Here is a 23,393-nt window from a genome sequence, read left to right on the forward strand (position 1 = left end):
CTATAGCTTTTCCAGTGTTCGGGAATGAAGACCAAAGAAGGAGGCGCCTAAAGAACTGAGTGCAGTTCAAAAGGCGCCTCCTTTTCTGTGGGCAAATTGCTTACGCCACCGGTGGATCGTAGAGATCGTTGGTGGTCATGTCAATCACCCTGATATCCCGTATCGCGGCCAGTTCGCCGCTGGGGCTGTTAAAAATATTCTTCGCTATAACCGTTTCCATCACAGTCTGGGCCTCAGACAGTGTCAGGTTCTCCCTCGGCTGTGGGACGGAAATAACGAAGGATTTGCCGCCGGTGGTAAGAAAGGTTAGCTTTAACACCTTGCTTGTAATAATGGCTATTTTAATCACCTCCTAAAGATTTACTTTGACTTTTCATAGCTGGTCTTTCAGGCGGATTTTTCCGCTGCTTATTCATTAATAAGCTCCCAGTTTTTGCCGAGCACAACATTTAGCAGCGGATACTGGCTCAGACTTGATAGAGCCACCGCAACATCATAGATGTCTTGACTCGTGGCTGTAGGCTTCACATAATTCAAGCTTTTCTTCTGGGTCTCCGGGCCGCCTGCCGGAGTAGTACCGGTTTGGTATTTTGTTGACACTATCGAATCCAAAGTTATCTCTGTCACCGCCATGGTTTATCCCTCCCTTCAGTGGTTTGACAAGCAGAGCTTGTTCGCGCTTGTCCTTATATACTATGAGAAAGATTGTCCCCTTGTTAAAGGTTTGGGGGAATGAAAAAAGATTCTAAAAAGGAAAGTACCCTGTTGTCTCGACCAAACAGCGGGGTACTTCCCTAAATTAAAAAGCCTATGACTGAGGTTGTCACACTCTTAAGCCTGGCCACATATCCTATGAGTGAAACTAGCCCCAAGGAGTGTGGATATCATGACTGGTACAGTAACCGATACAGTAACCGATACAGTAACCGATACAGTAACCGATACAGTAACTGATATCATCAGCGAACGCACACCGCAAGTAATCGCGGCTGAAATTAACACGATCAAATACCAAGCTGAGAGGATCTACCTTGCCGCCGCCATCGAGATTGGTAGGAAGCTGACGGAGGCCAAGGCCCTGCTCAAGTATGGAGAATGGGGCAAGTGGCTGGAGGAGTCGGTGGATTTCTCCCAGAGCAGGGCCAATAAACTGATGCGTATCTTCAAAGAGTACGGAGCCGGACAGCTTACGTCCTCAAATTCGGATTCGAATCCGAATCTGAACTACAGCCAGGCGGTGCTTCTTTTAGGGATCCCAAAGGAGGAACGGGCGCAATTCATCATCGATATGGATATCGAGGGAATGACCAATCAGGAACTCAGGCAAGCGGTCAATGAACGGACGCAGACCCTGCAAGAAAAAGACCAGGTTTTACAGGAAAAAGACCAGGCTCTGCAGGAGAACGCGGGCCTTCAGAAAACAGTGGAAGACCAAAGCGGTATCATCACCGGGCTGACTGCGGAGCTCGACAATCTGAAGGTCCAATTGGAGAACGTCAAGGCGTCCAAAGCGGAACTCGATAAAACGGCCAGGCAGCTGAAGGATTCGCTGGAATCGCTCCAACAAAGCTCATCCGCCAAGGGCTACGAGAGGATGAAAACGAACTTCATTAATACGTCGCTCAAGGTCAGGGCCAACCATATCGCCTTCCTCTGTGAAAACCTGGATAAAACCATAAAGGATGTGAAGCATGAGCTGCTCCAAATCGCCCCCAATGACAAGGAGACGTATATCACTTATAAGAATAAAGTTTACGATCTTTTGAATGTGTGGCTTAAGGATGAGACGTGGAGCAGGCAAGCTCGTCCCGGCGGAGATACGCAGTAAGGAATGGTGGATGATGAAGAGGAAATATGTTTTCCCGGCCATTATTGAGCGGGATAAAATAAGCGGCAAATATACGGTTGTTTTCCCGGACCTGCCGGGCTGCGCCATCGAAGGGGAAGATTTTATCCAGGCTTATTACTGGGCCGGGCCCAGGCTGGGGGTTTCATTTATATATGATGGACAGAGAGCATGAGCACATCCCCGAAGCTTCGGAGACTTCAGGCTGGGAAATCGCGGCGGACGCTGTCGTTGTTCAGGTAGAGGCCGGTCTGCAGGAGTATGTTCGGTCCCAAATTCGCCAGAAAAGCCATCGGGTTTCCCAGCTGGCTCTTCCAATTGGGAAAAAAAGGCAGGCCGATTTTTGCGCAGGACATACGGGAGGTATTGAGGGAGAAGCTGGGGATTGACATGCTGCCTGAAAACGCTCATGATTTATCTGAAGTGTTCGGGAATGAAGACGACGAAGAAGGAGGTGTCTAAAAAACTGGATGCAGTTCAAAAGGCGTCTCCTTTTCTGTGAGAACAAATAAAACCTTGTAAGATTTTCTTTGAAAAATCTACGAGGTTTTTTGCATAAACTACTTAATTTCCTGCTCTAGATGGGAAAACAAATCACTGTCGAAAAAATATCGTATGCTGATTCCGAGCCCATCACACAACTTTTTTATGGTACCAATTCCTGCGTTATATGTTTTACCGCTTATAATATCATTCACTGTCGATTGCGTAACGCCCGAAACGTTACTGAGGGCATTAATGCTCAGATTCCTTTCCCGGCACAGCTCTTCTATGCGGCGGATTACCGCCTGAGAAATATTCATTCTATCACCTCAAAAAAGAAACGCTATCCTTATAATTCACAGGATAGCAATTTATATTACAAATAGTTAACGGAATACCGTTGAAGAGGAGCGAAAAGTGATATATACTAACGATATATCGTTAAAAGATTCAATAATATGGAAAATAAGGGGGGTTAGCATGAAAAATATTCCTCTTAATGAAAAGCTGGAAAAAGAAAAGGAGAAACTCAACGAACTTGCGAATGAAGCATGGAGAAAGGGTATCCCTCTCACACAGGATGAGAAATTTATGACACAAAATCAAAAGGTCGACGTATTAGTTGCCGAAATACAAAGAAGAAATACATATAAACCTACAAAGGTAGTACCATAATATAAAACCTCGTAAGATTGTCGCAGTCTTACGAGGTTGATGATTAATCTGTGGTCAATCATGTGCCGAAATTTGCAAAATATTCAAATATGCAGAAGGTTATTGGGGATTATTGGTGAATATTATGATTTAACATTTAAGCGAAAAAGTGATCTACCATGTGCAGACCCAGCGACGGATAGAGCCCGCGACAAGATCCGCAGAGAGATTCTTAACGTCAAACACGAGCAAGAACAGGTTCTGAAAGAAGTTAAGCCAAATCCGAAGCGATTGAAGTTTGGCGTCAACGCCAGGACCCTGAGCCCGCGAGACATGACTTGACAAATCAAGCCCGAAAAATCTTGCAAGACATCAAGATCCCGTTTGTCTCTTTTTACAGCGCAGTGGAATTCCACGATCATGTTCCACAGGCGACTCGGGAACGATTAGAGAGTGCCTTGAAAGAGATGGGTATTCTAGATGCTTTAATTCTTCCTGAACAGGTTGCTGGCAAAACCTCCGAGCAAGAACAAGCCTGGCAAGACCTTCCCGTGCATGACCGGGTACTTAAACCAGCCCCCCAAATTCTCGCGCATACCTTAGCAGACTACCTTTATCCATTACACCCTCGAAGATTATCAGCTTTCGCGCTCGGATCAGCCCCTAAGTCCTCAGCGCTTGAAACAACTCGACAGAGTCTCCTCTCCTGAACTCGCTCCTCTCAAAGAAAAACTTCTTAAAACTGGTCTAGCGGGTTATCAAGAAGGGATTCTAAGTGACTTGTGGTGTGATGTGAAACAGTCTATGCAGGGATTTAGAGTTCGTAAGGGTGAGAACAATTGAAAATAAGTACGAGATGAGACTACGTATTAGCATTGCTTTGATTTAATCTTAGGCTTTGCTCCTTTTCCACATAGAATTGTCTGAGCTGAGTGTTATGCTTTTCGCAGAGTAAGCTATGCAAGATAGAAAGTGAGCTGCTGAAAAATCTTGTATTTTTATAACTTGAACGGTATAATAACGTATAAGTAGTAGTTAGGTGGTGAGCCTTTGCCAGAAAAGCCTTATGTTCCACTATATAGTGTCACAGATGCAATCATTCACCTGGTCGCTGAAATCAGCGAGCAAGTGGGCATTGTTACTGTAAAAAGCGAAACTGCGGTGAACCCTCATTTGCGCAGGGATAATCAAATACGGACCATTCATTCGTCACTGGCAATTGAGAACAACTCGCTGTCATTGGAACAAATGACAGACATTATTAACGGTAAACGTGTTCTTGGCTCACCCAATGAAATACGCGAAGTTAAAAATGCTTTTGATGCTTACAGCCTTATTATTACATTCGACCCATTTAATATTGATGATCTATCGAAATCCCATAAGATATTGATGGCGGAGCTAACAAATGAGGCTGGGCGTTTTCGTTTTGGTGGTGTTGGTGTCTTTGCGGGAGAAAAGCTGGTGCATATGGCCCCGCCTGCAGATGTTATACCTAAGTTGATAAGTGATCTGATTCACTGGGTCAAAACAACTGATACTCATCCTCTCATCAAAAGTTGCGTGTTTCACTATGAGTTCGAATTTATCCATCCGTTTGCTGACGGAAATGGACGTATGGGGCGTATGTGGCAGACGCTTTTATTAAGTCGCTGGAAACCAATCTTTAACTGGTTGCCTGTGGAGACTTTAATCCGCGAACGTCAACAGGAGTATTACACCATATTGGCTGTTGCCGACAAAGCGGCGGATTCTACAGCTTTTGTTGAATTTATGCTCCGCGTGATCCGAGATGCTTTCAATGAGCTTATGCAAACCGAACAAGTTCGCGAGCAAGTTACCGATCAAGTCGAGCGCCTGATGTCCGCCTTAGGCAGCGAAACGCTGTCCGCAAAAGAGCTTTTGAAGCGGCTTGGACTTAAGCACCGTCCAACGTTCAGCAACAATTATTTGCGCCCCGCGTTGGAACTTGGCTTGATTGAGATGACTGTTCCTGACAAGCCAAACAGCAGCAAGCAGCAGTATCGGGCTGTAAAACGAAATAGTAACTGATATGGATGTTAATCTAATTTTAATTGTGTGAAGAAAGGAACACAACATGGCTAGTAATATAAAAAAGGATGCAGAATGGGCTGAAGCAAAAAAGAAATGCAGACTGAACGACGAAACCCTGAAAATGGCCAGAGAGATGGGGTTAAACCCCAGAAGTCTGATCAAAAATATCCCCAGCCCAAGCCAACAATGGAAGGCACCTGTGAGTACTTGGATTCGAGAGATGTATCAAGAACGTCTGGATAAGGCACGACAGAAAAAGCAGCGGAAAGAGATTTCAGCGGAGTGATATTCTTGCTATGAATTTCGAAAGATGTTTCTAAGTGGTATGAATATTCCTGCTTCATTCGGAACGGTTTGTATATGGATATGAATGTCTGTTTTTGAATGTAGGTACTAAAGAGGAAAAAGGGAAGGGAGAATGATAATAAGACCCCGATGCGGAGGTCTTATCGTTATAAGTATGTCTTAATTATTCTCTTTATCTCTGCCTTTGATATAGTCTCATGATCCTTCTTTGAATAAACAGTCAACAAATATATTTTAGATAAACTTTCTGAATATAGATAAATAAGTCTAAATCCATTAGTTTTCCCTACATTTACACTCGTATGTTTAGCTCTAGCTGGGTAAACATGTTCACTTTGACTTAAATTCAACCCTTTAATTTCGTCCCCAATCAAAATGTCATTGATTAAACATTTAAAAATATCATCATATAAATCATCTTCTATATGTCGATACTTCTTTTTTCGTATATAATCTCTAACATCCTGATCAAATGTGTTAGTCGGGACAATATTCATTTAACTACAGTCTCCCGTTTTCTTTATCCTTCTTAATTTTTGAAAACCAATCTTGAAGAGAAGTTTCTGCCTTTTTCCCTTCTTTCATAAGTTTAACTTCATTTAAAGATTGTCTTAAAGATTCAGTAGGAGGACAGTGTCTATTACTTAATATTTCACTTTCTAATATACTCATTTTTTCTCCCTCCTCTTGAGGACTATCATTGTTTTTCTTGTCCATATCATATCACCTTCCAAACACTGTTTCAATATTATATGTATAGTTTTACCAACTTAGAAGGAGATAGTCATATATTGTATTTTCCCAAACACCAAATTGTCACAATAAACCATCTTCTGTCGAATTTATCAAACTCCGGACATTAGTAAAATGTTATTTTTTATCTAATCTACAGTGGAGGATCGTGAGAATGAAGTATACTTGCACGTTGATTGTTGTAAGAAATATAGAAAAAGCAAAGCAGTTTTATCACGACGTTTTAGGGTTAGAGATTGTTGCTGATTTTGGTGCAAATGTTACTTTGACGGGCGGCATTGCATTGCAGACTGCTGATACTTGGAAAGGGTTTATTCATAAGCAAGATGAAGAAATTGTTTTCGGAAACAATGCATGTGAGTTATATTTTGAGGAAGATGACATGGACGGCTTTGTTTCGATTGAAGAAACGGCCACTCGTATGGACCAGTAATACAAACAATACACAGAATGATACTACGGGCGGCAAAAAAACAGTCGCCAGTCTTAATACCTTCGACGGCATTAATTCAACATCCAATGAAAGTCATTCAACCACCAGTAATACTTCCTCCGGTGAAAACCCAGATCCTACTGTTTCGGAAAGAACTTCATTACATACAACACACCAGTATTCTCCGGATTTTGTTCCCGGTAGTACGTTCTCGCAGGATGATTCGGAAAACGGAAAGACTAGATATGTTTATGACAGCACTAGAATTGACGCCGATGGAGACGGTGCTGCCGACGATGTGCTGCTGGTTGGCGAAAACAATGATACGAATGCCCTTTTTGGCCATCAAACCCGTAATTTGGCGGTAGTTGTCAGGGATGGGGTTACAGGGAAGTTTGCCGCTTTTTTACTGTCTGAAGATTTTGGAGTCATGTTGCCGCGATTCAATATCGGGAGTTTCACTGCCGCAAAGAAAAACGAGATCCTGGTTTCTGTTGAAACCGGTGGCAGCGGAGGAATTGTTCTTTATGCCCTAATGGCATATGAAAATAAAAAGGTAGTTTCAGTGGTATCTCAGGAAGAGCTGAACAAAGGCTTGGCTCTGGAAGTAGTATGCCTTCCCGGGTTTGAGATGAAGATTATCGATAAAAACACAGGGGTTAATTCCATCGTTAATTTTCATGATGGGGCAGCTGTTCCTTGGTATATGGACAGTGGTGTCTATAATAAAGCAGGGATATTTCTTAAAGACCAGTCGTATGTTGATGATGAAGTCATGGATGATGTATTTGTCAGCCTGGATTCTGCTGACGATGACGGTGATGGTACTCAGGAGCTTCATGGCAAGCAACGTATTTCGTTCATTGCCCATGCCAATACAGTTGCCTGGGCTGAATCGGTCTGGTCAGTAAAAGGTGGTCGGCTGAGGCTTGTCAGTGAGAAGATTGAAGCCTATAACCCATAAAAAATGCTAAGAGAATCTGTATGATAAACCTACCGCAGGAATAAAAGTATCGCTTTAATTTTTATGATATACTAATTAATACTAAATTTTGGGAAGGTGTTTTTATATGACGTGGAATGAGGTAAGAAATACTTATCCCAATCAGTTTGTTAAGTTTGAAGTCCTAAAATCACATATTGAAAACGACAAGGAGTATGTGGATGAAATAGCCGTAATTGGGCCTATAGCAGATGATAAAGCAACGCGTGAGCTTTTGGAATCTAAGGATAATGTTTTGATTTTTCATACTGCAAATGAAGTAGTAGTGGTAAAGTTAAGAACGAGAATTGGATTGAGGAGAGCATTAAGAAATGCGCATTGAATATAGAGATGGATTGCTTTAAAGTTAAATATGTACCTGCAAATTTGATGTTGCAGGATATTTTTTTATAATGCACCTTTCCTTTGGAGGAAACTGATTCTATCGAAAGAGGTTTCATATTAGTTAATGGGTCTTAATTAACCGAAGGCCATACCTTGCCTCATTTATAAAGTAAAACTCTTCATCATTCGCTACAGCAAGTATTTAAAGGAAGAAAAGAACCTGAAACCCATCGTCTTTATCGATACTGAAATTGAACCGAAAGTGGAAAAATACTTGATATCGGCGGTGTCAAGGGCGTTGGCAGTTCATTTCACTCCAATTCTATGGTTGACTTTGTTTTGGCAATTCGTAGGAATTGGGCGAGAAAACTATGGCATCCTCGAAAAGTTAGATACCATGGAAAGCAGAGTAGTCGATAATGCAAACTTTTTTGCCATTGATGATATTGACAGGATATCAGACGAACAGTTGTACGAGAGACTATTGAATGAATTCCCACACTTGTTGGGTTAAGATAGCAATGCTTGTGTTTATGTGGTAAAATTTAACTATAATATTATTGTAGAAAAATAAGAAGGTGATAGAAATGCTTGGGCAGACTAATCAAATATCTCAGTTGGAAGACATTATGGTTCGTAACAATTTTTTTGAGAAATTCGGCTTGAGTAGAATAGGAGTATTTGGATCAACTGCCAGGGGAGAGGTATCTAATGACATTGATATTCTCGTAGAAGACAATGTTGATTATCGGTTGCTTTCAGTCCTGAAAAATGAGCTACAATTGCTTACAAATAAGCGTATCGATATTGTTATAGCCAAGTATGCAAATCCAATAGTGCTTCATAGAGCAAAAAAGGAGATCATTTATGTTACCATGCACTAGAGCTTAGTAAAGGTAATCTTGACAAAGAGGAGTACGAGGTAGCTAAGCGGAGCTTCTACTACAGACATATCAATTTTGAATATTCCGAAGGGTGAAATAGCTGGCCGAATCGTTCTTTCGGTTTAATCACACTCAATAAACCTTAGTAACAACAGAAAGACCTCTCAGAGGTCTTTCTGTTGTTACTAGGATTATCATACACAAAAATTCGCTCTGTCTTATCGCCCGAATGACCAAAATTTTATCAACAATATGAAACTCATTTAGCTCCTTAATCCAATTGGAAAACAAGCCCAGGACTACATTCAGAAATAATCCCGGCAAGATCGTGGGTAAAGTGAAATTTTACGCCTGGGCCACAGTTCGGCCAAAAGATTTAGGACTTTCAAGTGATCTGCTAAAAAATCTTGTATTTTTACAACTTGAACGGTATAATAACGTATAAGTAGTAGTTAGGTGGTGAGCCTGTGTCAGAAAAGCCTTATGTTCCACCATATAGTGTCACAGATGCAATCATTCACCTGGTCGCTGAAATCAGCGAGCAAGTGGGCGTTGTTACTGTAAAAAGCGAAACTGCGGTGAACCCTCATTTGCGCAGGGATAATCAAATACGGACCATTCATTCGTCACTGGCAATTGAGAACAACTCGCTGTCATTGGAACAAATGACGGACATTATTAACGGTAAACGTGTTCTTGGTTCACCCAATGAAATACGCGAAGTTAGAAATGCTTTTGATGCTTACAGCCTTATGCTTACATTCGACCCATTTAAGATTGATGATCTATTGAAATCCCATAAGATATTGATGGCGGAGCTAACAAATGAAGCCGGGCGTTTTCGTTTTGGTGGTGTTGGTGTCTTTGCGGGAGAAAAGCTGGTGCATATGGCCCCGCCTGCAGATGTTATACCTAAGTTGATAAGTGATCTGATTCACTGGGTCAAAACAACTGATACTCATCCTCTCATAAAAAGTTGCGTGTTTCACTATGAGTTCGAATTTATCCATCCGTTTGCTGACGGAAATGGACGGATGGGGCGTCTGTGGCAGACGCTTTTATTAAGTCGCTGGAGACCAATCTTTAACTGGTTGCCTGTGGAGGCTTTAATCCGCGAACGTCAACAGGAGTATTACACCATATTGGCTGTTGCCGACAAAGCGGCGGATTCTACGGCTTTTGTTGAATTTATGCTCCGTGTGATCCGAGATGCTTTAAATGAGTTTATGCAAACCGAACAAGTTCGCGAGCAAGTTACCGATCAAGTCGAGCGCCTGATGTCCGCCTTAGGCAACGAAACGCTGTCCGCAAAAGAGCTTTTGGAGCGGCTTGGACTTAAGCACCGTCCGACGCAGATTTTCCGCTCACGGGTGACCCACGAAAATAAAAAAGTCAGAACTCAGCATGTCGAAGGATACATAAAAAGAAAGCTGAAGTAGCGAACCAAATTGGCGCTAATAGTTGTCCCAAATGTGGTGGGGAGTTAATCGCGAGAAAGGGTAAATATGGATATTTTAAAGAGTGTAACAATTATCCGAAGTGTAGTTTACAATTACTAATTAGTTCGAAAACCGTGTTCCCACTGCCCATTATCCATAAACCGTGATCACTGGAAACTGTAAACTTAGCAATTAATTAAAACATCTTAGCAAGCGGGTTTGAATTGACAGCAGACAACAATTGTTGCTCTTCAATATGTGAATATCTTGGTTGTGGACACACTCTCATGCTCTAGGATTTGCTGAAGTGATCGTATATTAACCCGACCGTACTAGTACATACGCGTGGCTGCCGAATGACAGAGCTTATGAGCCGATATGGATTTAATGTCAAGACTACATTAGGAGATGGTGTGTTCTGTCAAGAAAAACATCCCTCATTTACGTCTTCTTAGCGGTTGCCCTCCTCCTACTGGCAGGGTGTTTTCGGAATGCAACGAGTAAACAGACATTTGATCAGTCGAAGGCAAGTGGTAACCAAACGGAGAACGCTAATAGGATTTGGCAATTTACTTCAATCCAGATGTTCAGTGAGACCTCGGGCTGGGCATCAACCAACAGGGACGTTCTCAGGACCACTGACGGCGGTTTTTCGTGGCAGGCGGTTACACCATTGGTTGGCAAGGGAGAAGCTTTCGGGCTAATTGAGGATTTTGTTGATGCCGATCAGGCGTGGGTAGCAATCTCAGCGCGAAATGAAGAAAAGGTTCAGATCCTAGCTTTTCACACACAACGATATTGTCCAATGTTTCCCGTATCTTTTTCGTATCAAGACCTCTGTTTTCGACAATATCCTTTATTTTTGAGAACAGGTAAAAAAGGACGTCTTTATCAATTTTTCTATTTAAAAAATTTTGCATGTGTATTTGGTCAATATCAAACAAAAAGGAAGTATCCATCCTTTGCCACCATTGATACCCAATCTCAAAATCGCCTTGCGCAATAATAGCGCCATTGAGCGCTCCAATGGATGTACCTGTTATTCCATCAAAATGATAACCTTCGTCAAAATATGCTTTTACTGCGCCCATATGGAAGGCGCCTTTCGCACCTCCGCCTTCTAAAGCTATACCCAGCATAAATACACTTCCTTTTGTACCAGTATGCCTTCAAGATTTACAACAATGGCCCTGATAACTCGCTCTTTAATTATTCCTAAAAGAAAAAATCTGAACGACCTCATTGGTTTTAGTCCTTAAAATCTACCTGTTCGGAAAATTGAAAAAAGCAAATAGGATAGCATTAAGCAGATAAAGCCAAAGCCCAATTCGATAATAGGGAACCCCCAAAGAACAGTTGCCTGTCTCCCTAGAGCAGCAACTACCATCAACCCCGTCAAAACAATACTGAAAGAAAGCAAAACTATGCTAAAAGAAATTTGGTTACTAACCCGGTCTAATTTCTTCAAGAGCACATCTAACTGAGGAATCTGTACCTCCAATTTCCCCTGTTGCAAGTTGGTCATCAAATCTTTGGTTTGTTTCGGTAAATCCAGTAAAAGATCACTGTACTCGGAGAATGTTCCGAAGAACCTTTTAACAATTGTATTAATTTGGTAGCGTTCCCTTAACAGCTTGGTCCCGAAAGGCTGTGCCACATCGATAATACTAAGCTCTGGATCAAGCTTCTCTATCATACCTTCCAAAGTGAGGAGGGACTTTCCTAAAAGGGTGAGATCTGCAGGAATCCGGATGTGGTGTTTAAAGGTAACTGAAAACAGTTCCTTGACGGCTTTACCTAAACTAACTTGGCTTAGGGGGATGTCTAAGTATTTTTCCTTCAAGCTATCGATATCTTTACGCAATAAAGATTTGTTAACATCACTGGGTGCAAGTCCCATCTTCAGCACAGCCTTAAGCATACTATCCGTATTTTTACGAATCATAGCAATTACTAAAGCGGCAAAATGATATTTCATCTCGGGAGTAAGTCGTCCGACCATGCCGAAATCAAGGAAGGAGACAACTTCGTTGGGCATTATGAAAATATTTCCGGGATGTGGATCACCGTGAAAAAAGCCTTCGACAAGAATCTGATGGAAGATTGCTTCGATAATGCGCTTTGCAATCTCTTTACGATTGTAACCCATTTCGTATAATTTATGATGGTCATTAAGTTTAGTGCCATGGATGTATTCCATCGTCAAAACCTTTTTTGTGGTATAGTCCCAGTATACTTTAGGAATATGTATAAGAGGTTGATTCAGAAACTGTTTAGCTATTTTTTCTGAGTTGCGACCTTCAGTTGTATACTCAAGCTCGCTCAACAGCGATTTGGCGAATTCCTCGACAATCTCACTTATGTGATACAATTTAGCCCATTCCAGCCTTTGCTCGGCAACACCCGCCAAATCAAATAAAATTTCCAGGTCAGTTTCTATGATTGTTGTTATTTGTGGACGTTGAATTTTTACGGCGACTTCTTCTCCCGTTTTGAAGACTGCACGATGCACTTGCCCGATGGATGCTGCAGCTAACGGGTTCTCACTGAACTCAGCAAAGACCTCGTGCACCGGTAGCCCAAGTTCCTCTTGTATTATTTCTTGTATTTTTTCATAGGAGAAAGGAGCAACCCGATCTTGTAACTTTTCTAGTTCAAGAACAATGTTTTCCGGAATCAAATCCGGTCGCGTGCTGGCGATTTGCCCCATCTTTATAAACGTGGGTCCCAGGTCCTCAATAACCCTCCTAATTCGCTCCCCAAGCGATTTTGAATCTAATACTATTTCTGGAGTAAACAGTCGTTTGGGCAGAGACCGGACATTTAACAGTCCTAAATCCTGGACTATAAACCCAAGTCCATGTTTAGCAAAAACCCTGGCAACTTCCTGATAGCGGCCAATATGACGTATTTTCTTACCTAACATGTAGAGCGCCCCTTACTATTAACAAGGAGCCTGATTCTTTTCAGGCTCCTTACTTCTTAGTCCCGCTGCTCCAACTTTTGCAAGCGCTGCTCCAATTGTTGGAGGTCTTCCTTTGAAGCAATATTAATCTCAATAAGCAACTTCTTTATTTGTTCTCGGATTTTATCCTCTAATAACCGTTGTTGTTCCTCACCTTTTTCTATTAGTTCGTTAACCAGTTCTTTAGCCTCAGAAGCCGGTACCTCTCCTTTGTTCACCAGCTGGGTGACGGACTTTTCGACTTGTTCCCTGCTCAAAAGCACCAATCCAAGACTCAAAGCAAATCCTTTCTTGATCAAATCCTTCATTTTTAGGAACGCCTCCCTATATAATAGTTATTTCCTTTAGCCATACGTCGTTTCAACCTATGGCTTCTTGGACAAAATTGGTAAGTGTTATTAACTCCTCAAGACTTAATTTATCAAGATAGCTAAAAAACAAAGCGAGAAGTTTAGTGATTTCGGGTCCGAGCTCATAACCGACGGGTTGAACAGCCGTGCCAATCACTGTACCGACAAACATAGTTAACTGTATTTCCGGGCGATTCGAAACTCTAAACAAATGTTCAACCATTTGTTTTTGCCTATTTCCGAGCGCGTATAAATACAAAATCAATAGTCCAAGGATGTAGAGGCAAAATTCCGACTGAATACTTACATTAGAAATTTTTTCCAAAAATAGATCAATCGCTTGTTGGAGACGAAGCGTCCTTACCTCTTCAAGCAAACCTATTACGGAATTTTTAATGTCATTTAATTCTTCCGGGCTGCAAATAGTATTTCTCTTTTTACCAAAAAGATTCTCTGCTTCGGATGTGGGTGTAAAAACGATCATAGACCGCCCTGTTTCATGGGGTTTGATAGTATAATCGCGTTTAAGTAAGCCGTTTTTCTCCAATTCCTTTAACATATCATAAGCTGTCCATTTGCTTACTCCGATCAGTCTAGCCAGAGTGACGTAATGGACAGGTAAGCCAGTTTTTTCATAAAGGTTCATAAGCTGTTGAAGGAACTGTTTGCGCCTCTCAGTTAAATCCATCCAATTTCTTTCTCCTTGTCCACTTGATTTTTGAATCTTGCAGTTGACAGTCGTAAAAATAATGTTATAGTAATTTGTGACTTCATATTTTGGTCTTTTGGGTATAGTTTAAGCTTATCTGGCATAAAATGCAACAGTGTCCCCTGCAAGCGGGGAATTGTTTTTAAGCCATTCTTGGGTCTTTTGGGGTAATCCGTGTTTTTATTATGTCCAAAATAAGGAGTTAATATTTAATGCCTAGTTTGTTTTGGCTTGACTACATCTCGTATACAGTACTTACCTTTGCTTCTTACGCTTTTGCAGGTTGGATACTAGAGACTTTATACCGTTCACTCACCCAACAACAGATCGTCAATCCCGGTTTTCTCAAAGGCCCCTTTCTGCCACTCTATGGTTCCTTTACACTCTTAGTAGCGATTACTGACCCGTGGTTGTCTAATCTCGCTTGGGAATGGCGATTCCTCTATTTCATAGTTTTGAGCACGGCTTTAGAGTACGTTTCCGGGCTGTGTCTAGAGCGTTTCTTCCACTTGCAACTCTGGGATTACAGTGACACCCCGCTAAACTTTCAAGGACAGATTGCCCTTCCCTTTTCGCTGCTCTGGGGAGTCCTCGGTCTCATCTTTGCTAACTTTATTCACCCGCACTTCGGTTATTTTTTACTTCGTGTACCATCCACCTCAAGAATTGTTCTAGCAACCATTTTTATACTCTATCTAATGTGGGATATCATCCAATCGACCATTCTTCTGCGCCGTTTGGAACAAATTGTGGATATTTTTCGGCAGGATCGCGGGCGTCAGAGTCATGAGCGTTTTGTGCTTTTGTTCCGACCTTTCCGCCGGTTGCTTTCTACTTATCCCAAGCTGCGCCATACGGTGAGCGAAACCGTTTCTTTGCTCCAAACCAAACAGGATTCAGTGGAACAGTTCGTTAAACGGCAAAGTCGCCGAATCCTTGGTCAAAACAAAGGAGATTAGGAGGTGAAAAGTAATTTGTTCGAAAAATGGGGGAAATGGCTTATCCTGATCGCCGTCGTTTTGGGCTTATCCATGGATCTACTGGATATGACGATTGTCAATGTCGCTATTCCAAAAATTATGTTGCAATTTGGTACAGACCTTCGCCTCTCACAGTACATTGTTACGGCATATATGATTACAATTGGTGTTTTTGAGCCCATTACGGCTTATTTGGCGGATACCCGTGGTATGAAGAAGATCTATCTTTTGAGTCTCTTTATTTTCACCGGCGGTTCTGTCCTGTCTGCTTTGTCCTGGAATATTAATGCACTTATTTTCTTTCGCATTGTCCAGGCGGTTGGTGGTGGCATGATTATGCCCCTCGCCTTGTCCATAGTGGAAAAGACGTTTACCAAGAAAGAGCTTCCTTTGGCTATGGGGTTAATGGGGATTCCTTTACTGATTGCTCCGGCAATTGGACCCACGATTGGGGGCTACTTAGTCGAGTATTATAGCTGGAAAATGATTTTCTGGATCAATCTCCCTATTGGCTTATTAGCAATATATTTTTCTTATCTCTTTTTACATGAATTTGAGACTGTAACCAAAAAATTTGATTTTTGGGGCTTTATCCTCTCGGCAGTGGGCTTTTCAACGCTGTTGTTAGCCCTGAGTAACGGAACAGACGAAGGGTGGACGTCCTTTAATATTGTTTTTCTCTTTTATATTGCCGGGAGCAGTTTGCTCCTTTTTTTCCTGGTCGAAGCCCATGTAACCGATCCCATCCTCGATTTGCGGATCTTTAAAAACCGTATTTATTCTGCCTCCTTGGTGGTTACATTTTTTATCATTATGAGTTTGTTCGGCAGCCTCTTTATCCTTCCATTATTCTTGCAACAATTAAAAGGATTGGGAGCAATGGACACTGGCCTTATGCTCTTACCGGAAGTTCTGGGTATTATCGTGTTTCTTCCGCTTAGTGCTATCCTTTTGCCGCGTATCGGCGCAACGATCTTAACCATAGCCGGTATTCTACTTATGTCGGTAGGTTCATCCTTTTTTATTAATCTTCAAATGAACACAGATATTCATATGATTGATAAATACCTTATGATTGTCGGAGCGGGTCTCGGACTTGGCATCATGCCTTCGGTAACTTTAGCCTACAGTTCATTACCGGAGGACCTGGTCAACCAAGGTTCAGCCTTTTTTAATATGGTTCGTCAGGTGGGAAGTGCGTTTGGAGTAGCCATTTTGACCAGCATTATTCAGCAGCGAACGCCATGGCATTATGCGCACTTAGCGGATACGGCCACCCCTTGGTCTCACACAGTGCAGGCGCTTGAACCCCTGACTTCTTATTTTCAGGGTTTAGGATTTCTAGCTCCTGAGGCCCAACAGCTGAGTCTGCTTAATCTGTTTAAACTAGCCCAGGAAAAGGCTGCTGTTTTGGCTTTTCAAGATGCTTTCCATGCCAATATGATCTTGGGCTTGCTAGGCATTTTACCCGCCTTGTTCTTATTTCAAAAGCCAATCCTGACTATGATAACAAACTGTGTGCCCAAAAACAAACAAAATTTATCCGGAAAATAGTAGTGGCCCTTATGAAAATTCAGATGTAACGGAGGAGAATAATGAAGTACAAGAAAATCATGATTGCAGGGACTCTTACTGTGGTACTGTTGATTGGCGCCGGAATCGCAAGGTACTATTGGTATGAGTCGACTCATTATGTTAAGACAGACGATGCGCGCATTAGCGCAAACATGATTAATGTCAGCTCGCAAATTCCCGGAAAGATCACGACCTGGAATGTAGCCGAAGGAGATCAAGTGAAAGCAGGAATAATGATGGGCTGGCAGGATACTAACGCTGTAGCCAGTTCAGCTAGCGTGAATGCCAGCGCTTTAAACCCCATGGGGAGCATGGCCGTCAGTAAAGCCGAGATTACCGCGCCTATATCAGGGCAAGTCATAAAGACTTCGGTTCTTCAAGGTCAACTGGTGGGGGCAGGACAGCCCCTCGCGGTGATCGCGGATACCAGTGATCTCTTTATCTCCGTCAACATTGAGGAGACCCAAGTGGGAAAAGTGAAAGTCGGACAATATGTAGATATCAGCATCGATGCTTTGACGGGGCAGACTTTCCGAGGACGGGTTGAGGAGGTCGGTACGGCAACGCTCTCCACGTTTGATATCTTGCCGATGCCAAGTACCAATGGAAACTTCACCAAGGTAACTCAACGGGTCCCCGTGAAAATCCGCTTTCCGGAAATCAATAAACTCTCTCTAATACCTGGGATGAGTGTAACCGTAAAAATTCATACAACCGATTAATGGATAAGGGAGTGAAAATCATGGCCATTGTACGACTTAAAACAATGAGTCTATTTATTGTTGCATTATCTGGGCTAACTCTTCTAGCAGGGTGTGGTACCCAGCCTGCAGCCGCTGCTCCCACACCAGTGAAAACGGGTGTGGTCAAACTTGAGGCTTTCAAAGGAGATTTATCCTTAACCGGAGTGATCGATACTCAGGAAAAGTCAAACCTAAGCGCCCAACTGCCAGGGACCGTAGTAACGGTAAACGCTAAGGAGGGGGCTTTTGTCAAAAAGGGTGAGGTTATCCTTTCGCTGGATAAAAAAGACTTACTGAATCAACTTGAACAGGCGCAGGCGGGGCTTGCCAATAATCAGGCATTGGCAGAGCAAGCGCGTATCAATTATGAAAATACTGAGGCGGATTTTACCCGTTTAGAAGCGCTCTACCAATCGGGAGCTATTCCGAAACAACAATTGGAACAAATTACAGCGAAAAGAGATATCGCCAAATCACAATATGAAGCGGCTCGTGGGGCAGGTATTGACTCGGCCAATGCGGCAATTAATGCGATTAACCTAAACTTAGCCAAAATGGCTATTAAAAGTCCAATTGATGGGGTCTTGGTAACGTGCAACGTTTCCGTAGGGGATAATGTTGCCCCAGGTATCCCGATTGTCACCGTGGTGTCAACAAACCAACTCGTGTTAACTGGAAATATGGCCGAGAGTAACATTAACTCCATCAAAATCGGTGATCCAATTAAAGTCAGCGCGAATTCGGTGCCTGGCCGAACGTTTGACGGGAAAATCTCTTATATTAGTCCCATTTCGATTCCCACAGGACAGTTTTTCCCCATCAAAGTAGCAGTGGATAATACAGAAGGGATTCTAAAAGCAGGCATGACGGCTACGGCTAAAATTCCCATTCAAAGTTCTGACGCTCTGGTAATCCCGAATTCTGCCCTTCTTCATCGGGATAACAAGGATTATGTTATCGTTGTAAAAGAGGGAAAAACCGTGAGAACCGCTGTTCGTATTGGCCTTAAAAATGAGGCCTCAACAGTGGTGCTTCAGGGATTGCAAGCAGGTGATCGCATTGTAATTAAAGGGGCGGAGCAATTGGCTGATGGAGTAGAAGTAATGTAAAACCTGGCGTAATAGCTGGAAGAAATAATAGCGAAAAGAGGTTTCAGACAATGCGCCAAGTCGGAATCATCGGAACCGGTTCTTATGTTCCTGAAGATGTTTTAACCAATGCGGATTTGGAAAAATTCGTGGACACAAACGATGAATGGATCAGATCGCGTACAGGGATCAGTCAACGTCATATTGCCCCGCAGGACATGCCCGTCTCGGAACTGTGTTACCAAGCGGGGTTGAAGGCTTTAGAGGATGCGCAGATTGCTCCTGAAGAGGTTGACCTCATTATCGTTGCGACGATCACACCGGACTATGCATTTCCAGCGACGGCCTGTATCGTTGCCGATCGGCTAGGGGCAAAAAATGCTGCGGCCTTTGATCTGGAAGCAGGATGTACTGGATTTATCTATGGGGTGGTGACGGGCAGCCAGTTTGTAGCTACAGGAATGTATAAAACAGTGCTCGTCATCGGAGGGGACACGTTGAGCAAAGTGCTTAACTGGGAAGACCGTTTAACTTGTATTCTCTTCGGCGATGGTGCGGGGGCAGCAGTTTTGCAGCCGGTTGAAGAGGAATTCGGCTTTTTGAGTTCTGAATTAGGTTCAGACGGTTCCGGCGGCAAGTTACTCCTTCAACCGGCGGGGGGGGCCCAATGCCCAGCGAGTCTGGAAACCGTTGAGAAAAATTTACATACCCTTCAAATGGAGGGCAAAGAAGTCTATAAATTTGCCGTTCGGATTATGGGGGATGTCTCTGTGAAGGTTCTGGAAAAGGCCGGTTTAACGAAAGAAGATGTGGATCTTCTTATTCCGCATCAAGCCAATCTACGGATTTTGGAGGCTGCGGTTAAGCGCCTAGGAATTTCTCCGGATAACGTGGTTGTTAACTTGGATAAGTATGGTAATATGTCGGCTGCGTCTATTCCAGTGGCCTTAGATGAGGCGAGTAGAGCAGGTCGCCTTGCCGAGGGGGATATCATTGTTATGGTTGGGTTTGGCACTGGACTGACTTGGGGAGCTTGTGTTTTGAAATGGACGAAGCGAGGTATAAAAGGGTGATTAAAACGAGGGTTTGTGAACTGATCGGGATCGAGTATCCGATTTTCCAAGGCGGAATGGCTTGGGTTTCGACCGGAGAACTGGCCGCTGCGGTCTCGGAGAGCGGCGGGTTAGGTATCATTGGTTCAGGACAGGCTCCTGCGGACTGGTTGCGTCAGGAAATTCGTAAAGTGAAAGCGATCACGAAAAAGCCTTTCGGGGTTAATGTCATGTTGATGTCCCCGTTTGTGGATGAAGTCATGCAGGTGATTTTGGAGGAACGTGTCCCGGTGATTACAACGGGGGCAGGGAATCCTGGGAAATACGTGCCCATGCTTAAAGAAGTTGGAACGAAGGTGATTCCGGTGGTGGCCTCTGTCGCGTTGGCCAGACGGCTGGAAAAGGCCGGGGTTGATGCACTCATTGCCGAAGGAATGGAGTCCGGCGGGCATATTGGGGACATTGGAACTTTCCCCCTAGTTCCCCAAGTGGTCGATGCCGTTAAAATCCCGGTCATTGCTGCCGGAGGGGTCGTGGATGGCCGTGGCCTAGTGGCAGCTTTAGCCCTCGGAGCCGAAGGGGTACAAATGGGGACACGCTTTATGTGCGCGGAAGAATGTACCATTTCCCGGCTTATCAAGGATAAGATTATTAAAGCGAAAGATCGTGCTACTGTAGTGACAGGACGTTCAACCGGTCACCCGGTTCGTTGTTTGGATAATCGCTTTACCCGTGAAATTTATCAACATGAACGGGGAGGAATGCCCGCTGAGGAACTTGAGAAACTGGGTGTAGGGAAATTGCGATTAGCCATGGTGGAGGGAGATATTGAGAACGGTTCAATCATGGCTGGTCAAATCGTCGGAGCGGTTAAACGTATTGAACCCGCAGCATGCATTATTCAGGACATCATGCAATCGGCAGAACGGGAATTTGAGCGTCTTTCTGCACGGTTTAATAGCCTCTCGGAATTTCGGGGAAATCGTTGCCTCAACTAACTCGGTGGATGTCGAGAGCCCATTTTGAAACGAGGGGGTTTTTGCACTGAGGTAAATCGGACGCCCTTATCATTCGTTGATTTGGGGAAGGGTGTAGCGGCTTGACAAAGAGGTACTGTGGCGGTCTAGGGATTTGCTGGGTGGGTTGATTTCTAGAATAAGCAGAAAAGATTTTGCCACATACGACGCTTGAAAAGCGTCTTTTTTTATTTTGTTGAGTCATATGTTGGAGCTAATTTAATATTAGCGTAAGGCGAATTATTATAGCAGGGTTCCCAATACAATTGTTCTCAAAATGTATTTGAGAAACTGATGGAAGGATTAAAAAATTTGCCAGAGAAGATAGGTGGTGGTTTAGAATTCTTGTAGTTCTAAGCCGCCATTTTTAATATAAAAGTAATGAAATAGGCGGATTAGCAAAGTAACCCGCCCCTTCCCGAACCGTACAAGCGACTTGTCACCGCATACGGCTCTCCATATTCCAAATGGGTTATCGTCGTTTCAGCTGATTAAGCTGGAACCTGTCAGCTTCGACATTGGCAAAGCAATGTTCGCAAAGGGGTATCTGACGCCGGTTGATGTTCAGCATGACAGTGACAATCGGTGAATAGGGTTTGTCGAGCTTCTTCTTCGTTTTCCTATGATACATGCTGACATTGGAATGCGGATTGCCGCAGATGTAGCATACACGGGCAAGCAGGTCCGTCAAGTTAAACTTGGGCAAGTAGAATGTTTTAACGGCTGACTTGATTTTGGCGAAGAAGTCCTTTTTTCTTGCAAAAGATTTGTACAGTGCCAGACTGACAGAACAGGCTTTACCTTTAGCATTTGTGTAATTGACCAAAAGAGCTTTGCCGTACCGAGCGAACACTTTCTTCATGCTGATATCGAATTTGCGCGCCAGAGTTTTAGCTATCGAAAATTGCACGATGTATTGGATGCGCGAACCCTTATAGAAGTTGGCGCAACCGCGTTGCTGAGTCAGGAGTCCACGGAGTGCCTGGTTGCCGTACTTGATGATTTCTTCCGGAGATTCTCTAAGGAGGCGAGTAATGCCAATGGGATAACCGTTGCCTTTACACATACCGTTTTCATGTAGCTTTTTCAGGATACCCTCCATATTCATATAGATACGGAGGGTTGAGTCAAAAGGGTTGCTTTGAAATTTGCTGTGTTTGACAGCGCCCTTGCGGATGATGTATCCGAGAAAGGTCACGTCATTATCTGCGGCATGTGTGATTTTGGTTTTCTCGTCGCTTAACCTTAGGCAGAGTTCGTTTTTCAGGAACTCTTTGATTTTCTGCTTCAAGTCAACAGCATAGGCATTAGGCGCAATCAGGCCAATCAGAAAATCGTCGGCGTATCGCACATACTTCACTTTGCGGAAACTGGGGTCGTATCTGTCACTGGACGGGAGGTTTTCCACTTCACACTTCAGGTGCTTAACGGTTTTCGGGTCGCTACCATTTTTGACTGCCTTTCTGTAAAGGTATCTTGCCTTAGCGTAGTCAGGGTTTTGCCTGCGGTAGTCACCTTTGGTGTCCATCTCGATAATGCTTTCCATAAATCTGTCCAGCTTATCGAGATAGATGTTGCAGAGTATGGGGCTGCAACAGGAACCCTGTGCGTTTCCAGTTTTGGTTCCATGGTAAACGTGCTGCATGTCGAAGTAACCGGCCTTGAGTATCTTATTTACAAGCCGGATGAATCGTTCGTCGTTGATACGCTCACGAAGTACCGTTTCGAGTGTGCGATGGTCAATTTCATCAAAGCAGGCAGAGATGTCGCCCTCAATAAACCAAATCGTACCTCTCCACGTCTCTACCTCGGCTATGGCGCTTTGAGTGGACCGTTTTGGCCGGAAACCGTGAGAGAGGTTAGAGAAGGTAGGTTCGTAGATGCACTCCAGGATAATGCGGATAGCCTCCTGAACCAGCTTGTCCTTTCCATTTGGAAAGCTGAGCTTGCGCATTTTACCATTGCTTTTAGGTATCATCGTTGTTCTGTTTGGCTGAGGTTGGTAGGACTCGTTGCGCATGGAAGCGATAAGTTCCGTAATCCATTCCTCGCAAAAGCCATGCAGGGAGGTGCCATCAGCGCCGGAGGTTTCTGCTCCGTCGTTGGACTTGACGGAGTTGTAGGCAACGATGTACAAGTCTCTGCTGTAGAACAAGCGATAGAGGTCACTGTTGACATAGCAATGGTCGGTATTGTTTCGACGGCGATAACCTTCCAATCTTTCCATAAGTTTTGATTGCTCCATTCAAAGCAACTCCTCTCAAAATTGGAGCTTGGAGTACTGCCCCCCTTCACCATGTGCCTTCCATTACAGAAGGCCGTTAGGCTACTATTAGGGCTCTCTGCCATATGCCGAGAACGGCACTTAGGCAGGTCACGTTTGACGCTCCATATAGTGTCTCCATACGTAGGTATCCGGTTGGTCTATACCCTGCTTACCGCAGGTGCGTCAATGGGCCTGCTTATACCCAATCCTTTTTATATTGGGGATACCCATTGATACCGGGGTTAATTCCGGCAGCGCCTCAAGCCACAGACCCGGATTCAGCCCATAGGCTTTACCATATATGGCCTGACTCGCCAGGCTACTCGACAGCAATTGCAGTCTAATCCTGACTTTACCGACATGCTGTTGTCCCCCAGAGGCTTTCGCATAAAGTTAGTCGGTTGTCTTACATCGCAATGCAGGAGCGATGATTTCTAGGAAATATATATGAAGCGCACAACGTGCGCAC

General features: G+C 43.6%; 31 protein-coding genes and 2 pseudogenes. 21 read left to right on the plus strand and 12 right to left on the minus strand.

The genetic code is table 11. From position 1 onward, the window contains the following. Positions 1 to 100: 100 nt before the first annotated feature. Positions 101 to 349, minus strand: coding sequence for a DUF2922 domain-containing protein (locus JL57_RS17005; RefSeq protein WP_291300203.1), 249 nt, complete (start codon positions 347 to 349; stop codon positions 101 to 103). 59 nt (positions 350 to 408) lie between these two features. Next, positions 409 to 633 carry a DUF1659 domain-containing protein gene (locus JL57_RS17010; protein ID WP_034143210.1) on the minus strand — a complete coding sequence of 75 codons (225 nt, stop codon included), beginning with the start codon at positions 631 to 633 and terminating at the stop codon, positions 409 to 411. 253 nt (positions 634 to 886) lie between these two features. On the opposite strand from JL57_RS17010, the gene JL57_RS17015 reads away from it, so the two are divergent. Genes JL57_RS17015 through JL57_RS34700 form a run of 3 tightly spaced genes read left to right on the plus strand, consistent with a single transcriptional unit; the run spans position 887 to position 2,235 of the window. After that, positions 887 to 1,828: a DUF3102 domain-containing protein gene (locus JL57_RS17015; protein ID WP_034143211.1), complete on the plus strand. Its 942-nt coding sequence runs from the start codon at positions 887 to 889 to the stop codon at positions 1,826 to 1,828. A 10-nt stretch (positions 1,829 to 1,838) separates the two neighbouring features. Then, positions 1,839 to 2,021, plus strand: a complete 183-nt coding sequence (locus JL57_RS34695) for a type II toxin-antitoxin system HicB family antitoxin (protein ID WP_291300204.1) — start codon at positions 1,839 to 1,841, stop codon at positions 2,019 to 2,021. Continuing rightward, positions 2,002 to 2,235 carry a hypothetical protein gene (locus tag JL57_RS34700; RefSeq protein ID WP_291300205.1) on the plus strand — a complete coding sequence of 78 codons (234 nt, stop codon included), beginning with the start codon at positions 2,002 to 2,004 and terminating at the stop codon, positions 2,233 to 2,235. The genes JL57_RS34695 and JL57_RS34700 overlap by 20 nt, the downstream gene beginning before the upstream one ends. Before the next feature lie 171 nt (positions 2,236 to 2,406). Here JL57_RS34700 and JL57_RS17025 read toward each other — a convergent pair whose 3' ends face one another. Beyond that, positions 2,407 to 2,649, minus strand: coding sequence for a helix-turn-helix domain-containing protein (locus JL57_RS17025; RefSeq protein WP_034143212.1), 243 nt, complete (start codon positions 2,647 to 2,649; stop codon positions 2,407 to 2,409). Between the two features lie 160 nt (positions 2,650 to 2,809). Between JL57_RS17025 and JL57_RS17030 the strand changes: the two genes are divergently transcribed. The 5 genes from JL57_RS17030 to JL57_RS17050 all read left to right on the plus strand — a co-directional run bounded on the left by JL57_RS17030 (position 2,810) and on the right by JL57_RS17050 (position 5,324). Next, entirely contained in the window at positions 2,810 to 3,004 is a 195-nt protein-coding gene (locus JL57_RS17030; RefSeq protein WP_034143213.1) for a hypothetical protein, read from the plus strand. 39 nt (positions 3,005 to 3,043) lie between these two features. Continuing rightward, the gene (locus JL57_RS17035; protein WP_291300206.1) at positions 3,044 to 3,325 is read left to right on the plus strand and encodes a hypothetical protein; all 282 of its coding nucleotides are present in this window, start codon (positions 3,044 to 3,046) and stop codon (positions 3,323 to 3,325) included. Further along, positions 3,322 to 3,693: a hypothetical protein gene (locus tag JL57_RS17040; protein WP_034143215.1), complete on the plus strand. Its 372-nt coding sequence runs from the start codon at positions 3,322 to 3,324 to the stop codon at positions 3,691 to 3,693. Before JL57_RS17035 ends, JL57_RS17040 begins: the two co-directional genes overlap by 4 nt. A 340-nt stretch (positions 3,694 to 4,033) precedes the next feature. Further along, positions 4,034 to 5,035: a Fic family protein gene (locus JL57_RS17045; RefSeq protein ID WP_034143216.1), complete on the plus strand. Its 1,002-nt coding sequence runs from the start codon at positions 4,034 to 4,036 to the stop codon at positions 5,033 to 5,035. Positions 5,036 to 5,081: 46 nt separating this feature from the next. After that, complete coding sequence (locus tag JL57_RS17050; protein WP_034143217.1) at positions 5,082 to 5,324, plus strand: hypothetical protein; 243 nt, start codon at positions 5,082 to 5,084, stop codon at positions 5,322 to 5,324. 166 nt (positions 5,325 to 5,490) lie between these two features. On the opposite strand, the gene JL57_RS17055 is transcribed toward JL57_RS17050, so the two are convergent. Together JL57_RS17055 and JL57_RS17060 are read right to left on the minus strand one after the other, a co-directional pair. After that, positions 5,491 to 5,841 (minus strand): hypothetical protein, encoded by a 351-nt coding sequence (locus JL57_RS17055; protein WP_034143218.1) that lies wholly within the window; start codon positions 5,839 to 5,841, stop codon positions 5,491 to 5,493. A gap of 4 nt (positions 5,842 to 5,845) precedes the next feature. Continuing rightward, positions 5,846 to 6,061, minus strand: a complete 216-nt coding sequence (locus tag JL57_RS17060; protein ID WP_034143219.1) for a hypothetical protein — start codon at positions 6,059 to 6,061, stop codon at positions 5,846 to 5,848. 190 nt (positions 6,062 to 6,251) lie between these two features. Between JL57_RS17060 and JL57_RS17065 the strand changes: the two are divergent. From JL57_RS17065 to JL57_RS34705, 7 genes and pseudogenes are all read left to right on the plus strand, one after another. Further along, positions 6,252 to 6,494 (plus strand): annotated as a pseudogene (locus tag JL57_RS17065) (VOC family protein); the annotation flags it as partial. Between the two features lie 4 nt (positions 6,495 to 6,498). Further along, positions 6,499 to 7,494 (plus strand): hypothetical protein, encoded by a 996-nt coding sequence (locus tag JL57_RS17070; RefSeq protein ID WP_291300207.1) that lies wholly within the window; start codon positions 6,499 to 6,501, stop codon positions 7,492 to 7,494. A 106-nt stretch (positions 7,495 to 7,600) separates the two neighbouring features. Next, positions 7,601 to 7,855 (plus strand): hypothetical protein, encoded by a 255-nt coding sequence (locus JL57_RS17075; protein WP_034143220.1) that lies wholly within the window; start codon positions 7,601 to 7,603, stop codon positions 7,853 to 7,855. Positions 7,856 to 8,131: 276 nt separating this feature from the next. Further along, positions 8,132 to 8,371: a VWA domain-containing protein gene (locus JL57_RS17080; protein WP_034143221.1), complete on the plus strand. Its 240-nt coding sequence runs from the start codon at positions 8,132 to 8,134 to the stop codon at positions 8,369 to 8,371. A gap of 73 nt (positions 8,372 to 8,444) precedes the next feature. Further along, entirely contained in the window at positions 8,445 to 8,741 is a 297-nt protein-coding gene (locus tag JL57_RS17085) for a nucleotidyltransferase family protein (RefSeq protein ID WP_034143222.1), read from the plus strand. Between the two features lie 467 nt (positions 8,742 to 9,208). Then, positions 9,209 to 10,180, plus strand: a complete 972-nt coding sequence (locus tag JL57_RS17090) for a Fic family protein (RefSeq protein ID WP_291300208.1) — start codon at positions 9,209 to 9,211, stop codon at positions 10,178 to 10,180. 47 nt (positions 10,181 to 10,227) lie between these two features. Then, positions 10,228 to 10,347 carry a hypothetical protein gene (locus tag JL57_RS34705; RefSeq protein ID WP_291300209.1) on the plus strand — a complete coding sequence of 40 codons (120 nt, stop codon included), beginning with the start codon at positions 10,228 to 10,230 and terminating at the stop codon, positions 10,345 to 10,347. Positions 10,348 to 10,376: 29 nt separating this feature from the next. On the opposite strand, the pseudogene JL57_RS34710 reads toward JL57_RS34705, so the two are convergent. From JL57_RS34710 to JL57_RS17110, 5 genes and pseudogenes are all read right to left on the minus strand, one after another. Further along, positions 10,377 to 10,578 (minus strand): annotated as a pseudogene (locus tag JL57_RS34710) (tyrosine-type recombinase/integrase); the annotation flags it as partial. Between the two features lie 267 nt (positions 10,579 to 10,845). Further along, positions 10,846 to 11,319 carry a patatin-like phospholipase family protein gene (locus JL57_RS17095; RefSeq protein ID WP_034143223.1) on the minus strand — a complete coding sequence of 158 codons (474 nt, stop codon included), beginning with the start codon at positions 11,317 to 11,319 and terminating at the stop codon, positions 10,846 to 10,848. Positions 11,320 to 11,435: 116 nt separating this feature from the next. Further along, positions 11,436 to 13,106 (minus strand): AarF/ABC1/UbiB kinase family protein, encoded by a 1,671-nt coding sequence (locus JL57_RS17100; RefSeq protein WP_034143224.1) that lies wholly within the window; start codon positions 13,104 to 13,106, stop codon positions 11,436 to 11,438. Between the two features lie 56 nt (positions 13,107 to 13,162). Continuing rightward, positions 13,163 to 13,453: a phasin family protein gene (locus JL57_RS17105; RefSeq protein WP_034143225.1), complete on the minus strand. Its 291-nt coding sequence runs from the start codon at positions 13,451 to 13,453 to the stop codon at positions 13,163 to 13,165. A 52-nt stretch (positions 13,454 to 13,505) separates the two neighbouring features. Next, complete coding sequence (locus JL57_RS17110; protein ID WP_034143226.1) at positions 13,506 to 14,183, minus strand: AsnC family transcriptional regulator; 678 nt, start codon at positions 14,181 to 14,183, stop codon at positions 13,506 to 13,508. Between the two features lie 233 nt (positions 14,184 to 14,416). Between JL57_RS17110 and JL57_RS17115 the strand changes: the two genes are divergently transcribed. The 6 genes from JL57_RS17115 to fabK are packed head-to-tail and all read left to right on the plus strand — an operon-like array spanning position 14,417 to position 20,640. Continuing rightward, entirely contained in the window at positions 14,417 to 15,163 is a 747-nt protein-coding gene (locus JL57_RS17115) for a putative ABC transporter permease (protein WP_034143227.1), read from the plus strand. Between the two features lie 3 nt (positions 15,164 to 15,166). Beyond that, positions 15,167 to 16,738 (plus strand): DHA2 family efflux MFS transporter permease subunit, encoded by a 1,572-nt coding sequence (locus JL57_RS17120; protein WP_034143228.1) that lies wholly within the window; start codon positions 15,167 to 15,169, stop codon positions 16,736 to 16,738. A gap of 41 nt (positions 16,739 to 16,779) precedes the next feature. Then, complete coding sequence (locus JL57_RS17125; RefSeq protein WP_034143229.1) at positions 16,780 to 17,481, plus strand: HlyD family secretion protein; 702 nt, start codon at positions 16,780 to 16,782, stop codon at positions 17,479 to 17,481. Positions 17,482 to 17,501: 20 nt separating this feature from the next. After that, positions 17,502 to 18,611, plus strand: coding sequence for an efflux RND transporter periplasmic adaptor subunit (locus tag JL57_RS17130; RefSeq protein ID WP_034143230.1), 1,110 nt, complete (start codon positions 17,502 to 17,504; stop codon positions 18,609 to 18,611). A 50-nt stretch (positions 18,612 to 18,661) separates the two neighbouring features. Next, positions 18,662 to 19,663 (plus strand): beta-ketoacyl-ACP synthase III, encoded by a 1,002-nt coding sequence (locus JL57_RS17135; RefSeq protein WP_034143231.1) that lies wholly within the window; start codon positions 18,662 to 18,664, stop codon positions 19,661 to 19,663. After that, the gene (gene fabK, locus JL57_RS17140) at positions 19,660 to 20,640 is read left to right on the plus strand and encodes an enoyl-[acyl-carrier-protein] reductase FabK (RefSeq protein ID WP_045691144.1); all 981 of its coding nucleotides are present in this window, start codon (positions 19,660 to 19,662) and stop codon (positions 20,638 to 20,640) included. The genes JL57_RS17135 and fabK overlap by 4 nt, the downstream gene beginning before the upstream one ends. A 490-nt stretch (positions 20,641 to 21,130) precedes the next feature. Here fabK and JL57_RS17145 read toward each other — a convergent pair whose 3' ends face one another. After that, positions 21,131 to 22,903: a reverse transcriptase/maturase family protein gene (locus JL57_RS17145; RefSeq protein WP_034143232.1), complete on the minus strand. Its 1,773-nt coding sequence runs from the start codon at positions 22,901 to 22,903 to the stop codon at positions 21,131 to 21,133. A gap of 204 nt (positions 22,904 to 23,107) precedes the next feature. Beyond that, positions 23,108 to 23,257: a hypothetical protein gene (locus tag JL57_RS34715; protein WP_291299564.1), complete on the minus strand. Its 150-nt coding sequence runs from the start codon at positions 23,255 to 23,257 to the stop codon at positions 23,108 to 23,110. Positions 23,258 to 23,393: the final 136 nt, after the last annotated feature.

The sequence above is a fragment of the Desulfosporosinus sp. BICA1-9 genome (assembly GCF_000802135.1).

Excerpts from the sequence above, each read along its gene's own strand:
- JL57_RS17015 (WP_034143211.1), top strand. The coding sequence starts at position 887 with ATGACTGGTACAGTAACCGATACAGTAACCGATACAGTAACCGATACA.
- JL57_RS17145 (WP_034143232.1), bottom strand. The coding sequence starts at position 22,903 with ATGGAGCAATCAAAACTTATGGAAAGATTGGAAGGTTATCGCCGTCGA.
- JL57_RS17060 (WP_034143219.1), bottom strand. The coding sequence starts at position 6,061 with ATGGACAAGAAAAACAATGATAGTCCTCAAGAGGAGGGAGAAAAAATG.
- JL57_RS17100 (WP_034143224.1), bottom strand. The coding sequence starts at position 13,106 with ATGTTAGGTAAGAAAATACGTCATATTGGCCGCTATCAGGAAGTTGCC.
- JL57_RS17035 (WP_291300206.1), top strand. The coding sequence starts at position 3,044 with ATGATTAATCTGTGGTCAATCATGTGCCGAAATTTGCAAAATATTCAA.
- JL57_RS17030 (WP_034143213.1), top strand. The coding sequence starts at position 2,810 with ATGAAAAATATTCCTCTTAATGAAAAGCTGGAAAAAGAAAAGGAGAAA.
- JL57_RS17050 (WP_034143217.1), top strand. The coding sequence starts at position 5,082 with ATGGCTAGTAATATAAAAAAGGATGCAGAATGGGCTGAAGCAAAAAAG.
- JL57_RS17125 (WP_034143229.1), top strand. The coding sequence starts at position 16,780 with ATGAAGTACAAGAAAATCATGATTGCAGGGACTCTTACTGTGGTACTG.
- JL57_RS17010 (WP_034143210.1), bottom strand. The coding sequence starts at position 633 with ATGGCGGTGACAGAGATAACTTTGGATTCGATAGTGTCAACAAAATAC.
- JL57_RS17130 (WP_034143230.1), top strand. The coding sequence starts at position 17,502 with ATGGCCATTGTACGACTTAAAACAATGAGTCTATTTATTGTTGCATTA.
- JL57_RS34695 (WP_291300204.1), top strand. The coding sequence starts at position 1,839 with ATGATGAAGAGGAAATATGTTTTCCCGGCCATTATTGAGCGGGATAAA.
- JL57_RS17075 (WP_034143220.1), top strand. The coding sequence starts at position 7,601 with ATGACGTGGAATGAGGTAAGAAATACTTATCCCAATCAGTTTGTTAAG.
- JL57_RS17025 (WP_034143212.1), bottom strand. The coding sequence starts at position 2,649 with ATGAATATTTCTCAGGCGGTAATCCGCCGCATAGAAGAGCTGTGCCGG.
- JL57_RS17055 (WP_034143218.1), bottom strand. The coding sequence starts at position 5,841 with ATGAATATTGTCCCGACTAACACATTTGATCAGGATGTTAGAGATTAT.
- JL57_RS17085 (WP_034143222.1), top strand. The coding sequence starts at position 8,445 with ATGCTTGGGCAGACTAATCAAATATCTCAGTTGGAAGACATTATGGTT.
- JL57_RS17105 (WP_034143225.1), bottom strand. The coding sequence starts at position 13,453 with ATGAAGGATTTGATCAAGAAAGGATTTGCTTTGAGTCTTGGATTGGTG.
- JL57_RS17115 (WP_034143227.1), top strand. The coding sequence starts at position 14,417 with ATGCCTAGTTTGTTTTGGCTTGACTACATCTCGTATACAGTACTTACC.
- JL57_RS34700 (WP_291300205.1), top strand. The coding sequence starts at position 2,002 with ATGATGGACAGAGAGCATGAGCACATCCCCGAAGCTTCGGAGACTTCA.
- JL57_RS17110 (WP_034143226.1), bottom strand. The coding sequence starts at position 14,183 with ATGGATTTAACTGAGAGGCGCAAACAGTTCCTTCAACAGCTTATGAAC.
- JL57_RS17095 (WP_034143223.1), bottom strand. The coding sequence starts at position 11,319 with ATGCTGGGTATAGCTTTAGAAGGCGGAGGTGCGAAAGGCGCCTTCCAT.
- JL57_RS17135 (WP_034143231.1), top strand. The coding sequence starts at position 18,662 with ATGCGCCAAGTCGGAATCATCGGAACCGGTTCTTATGTTCCTGAAGAT.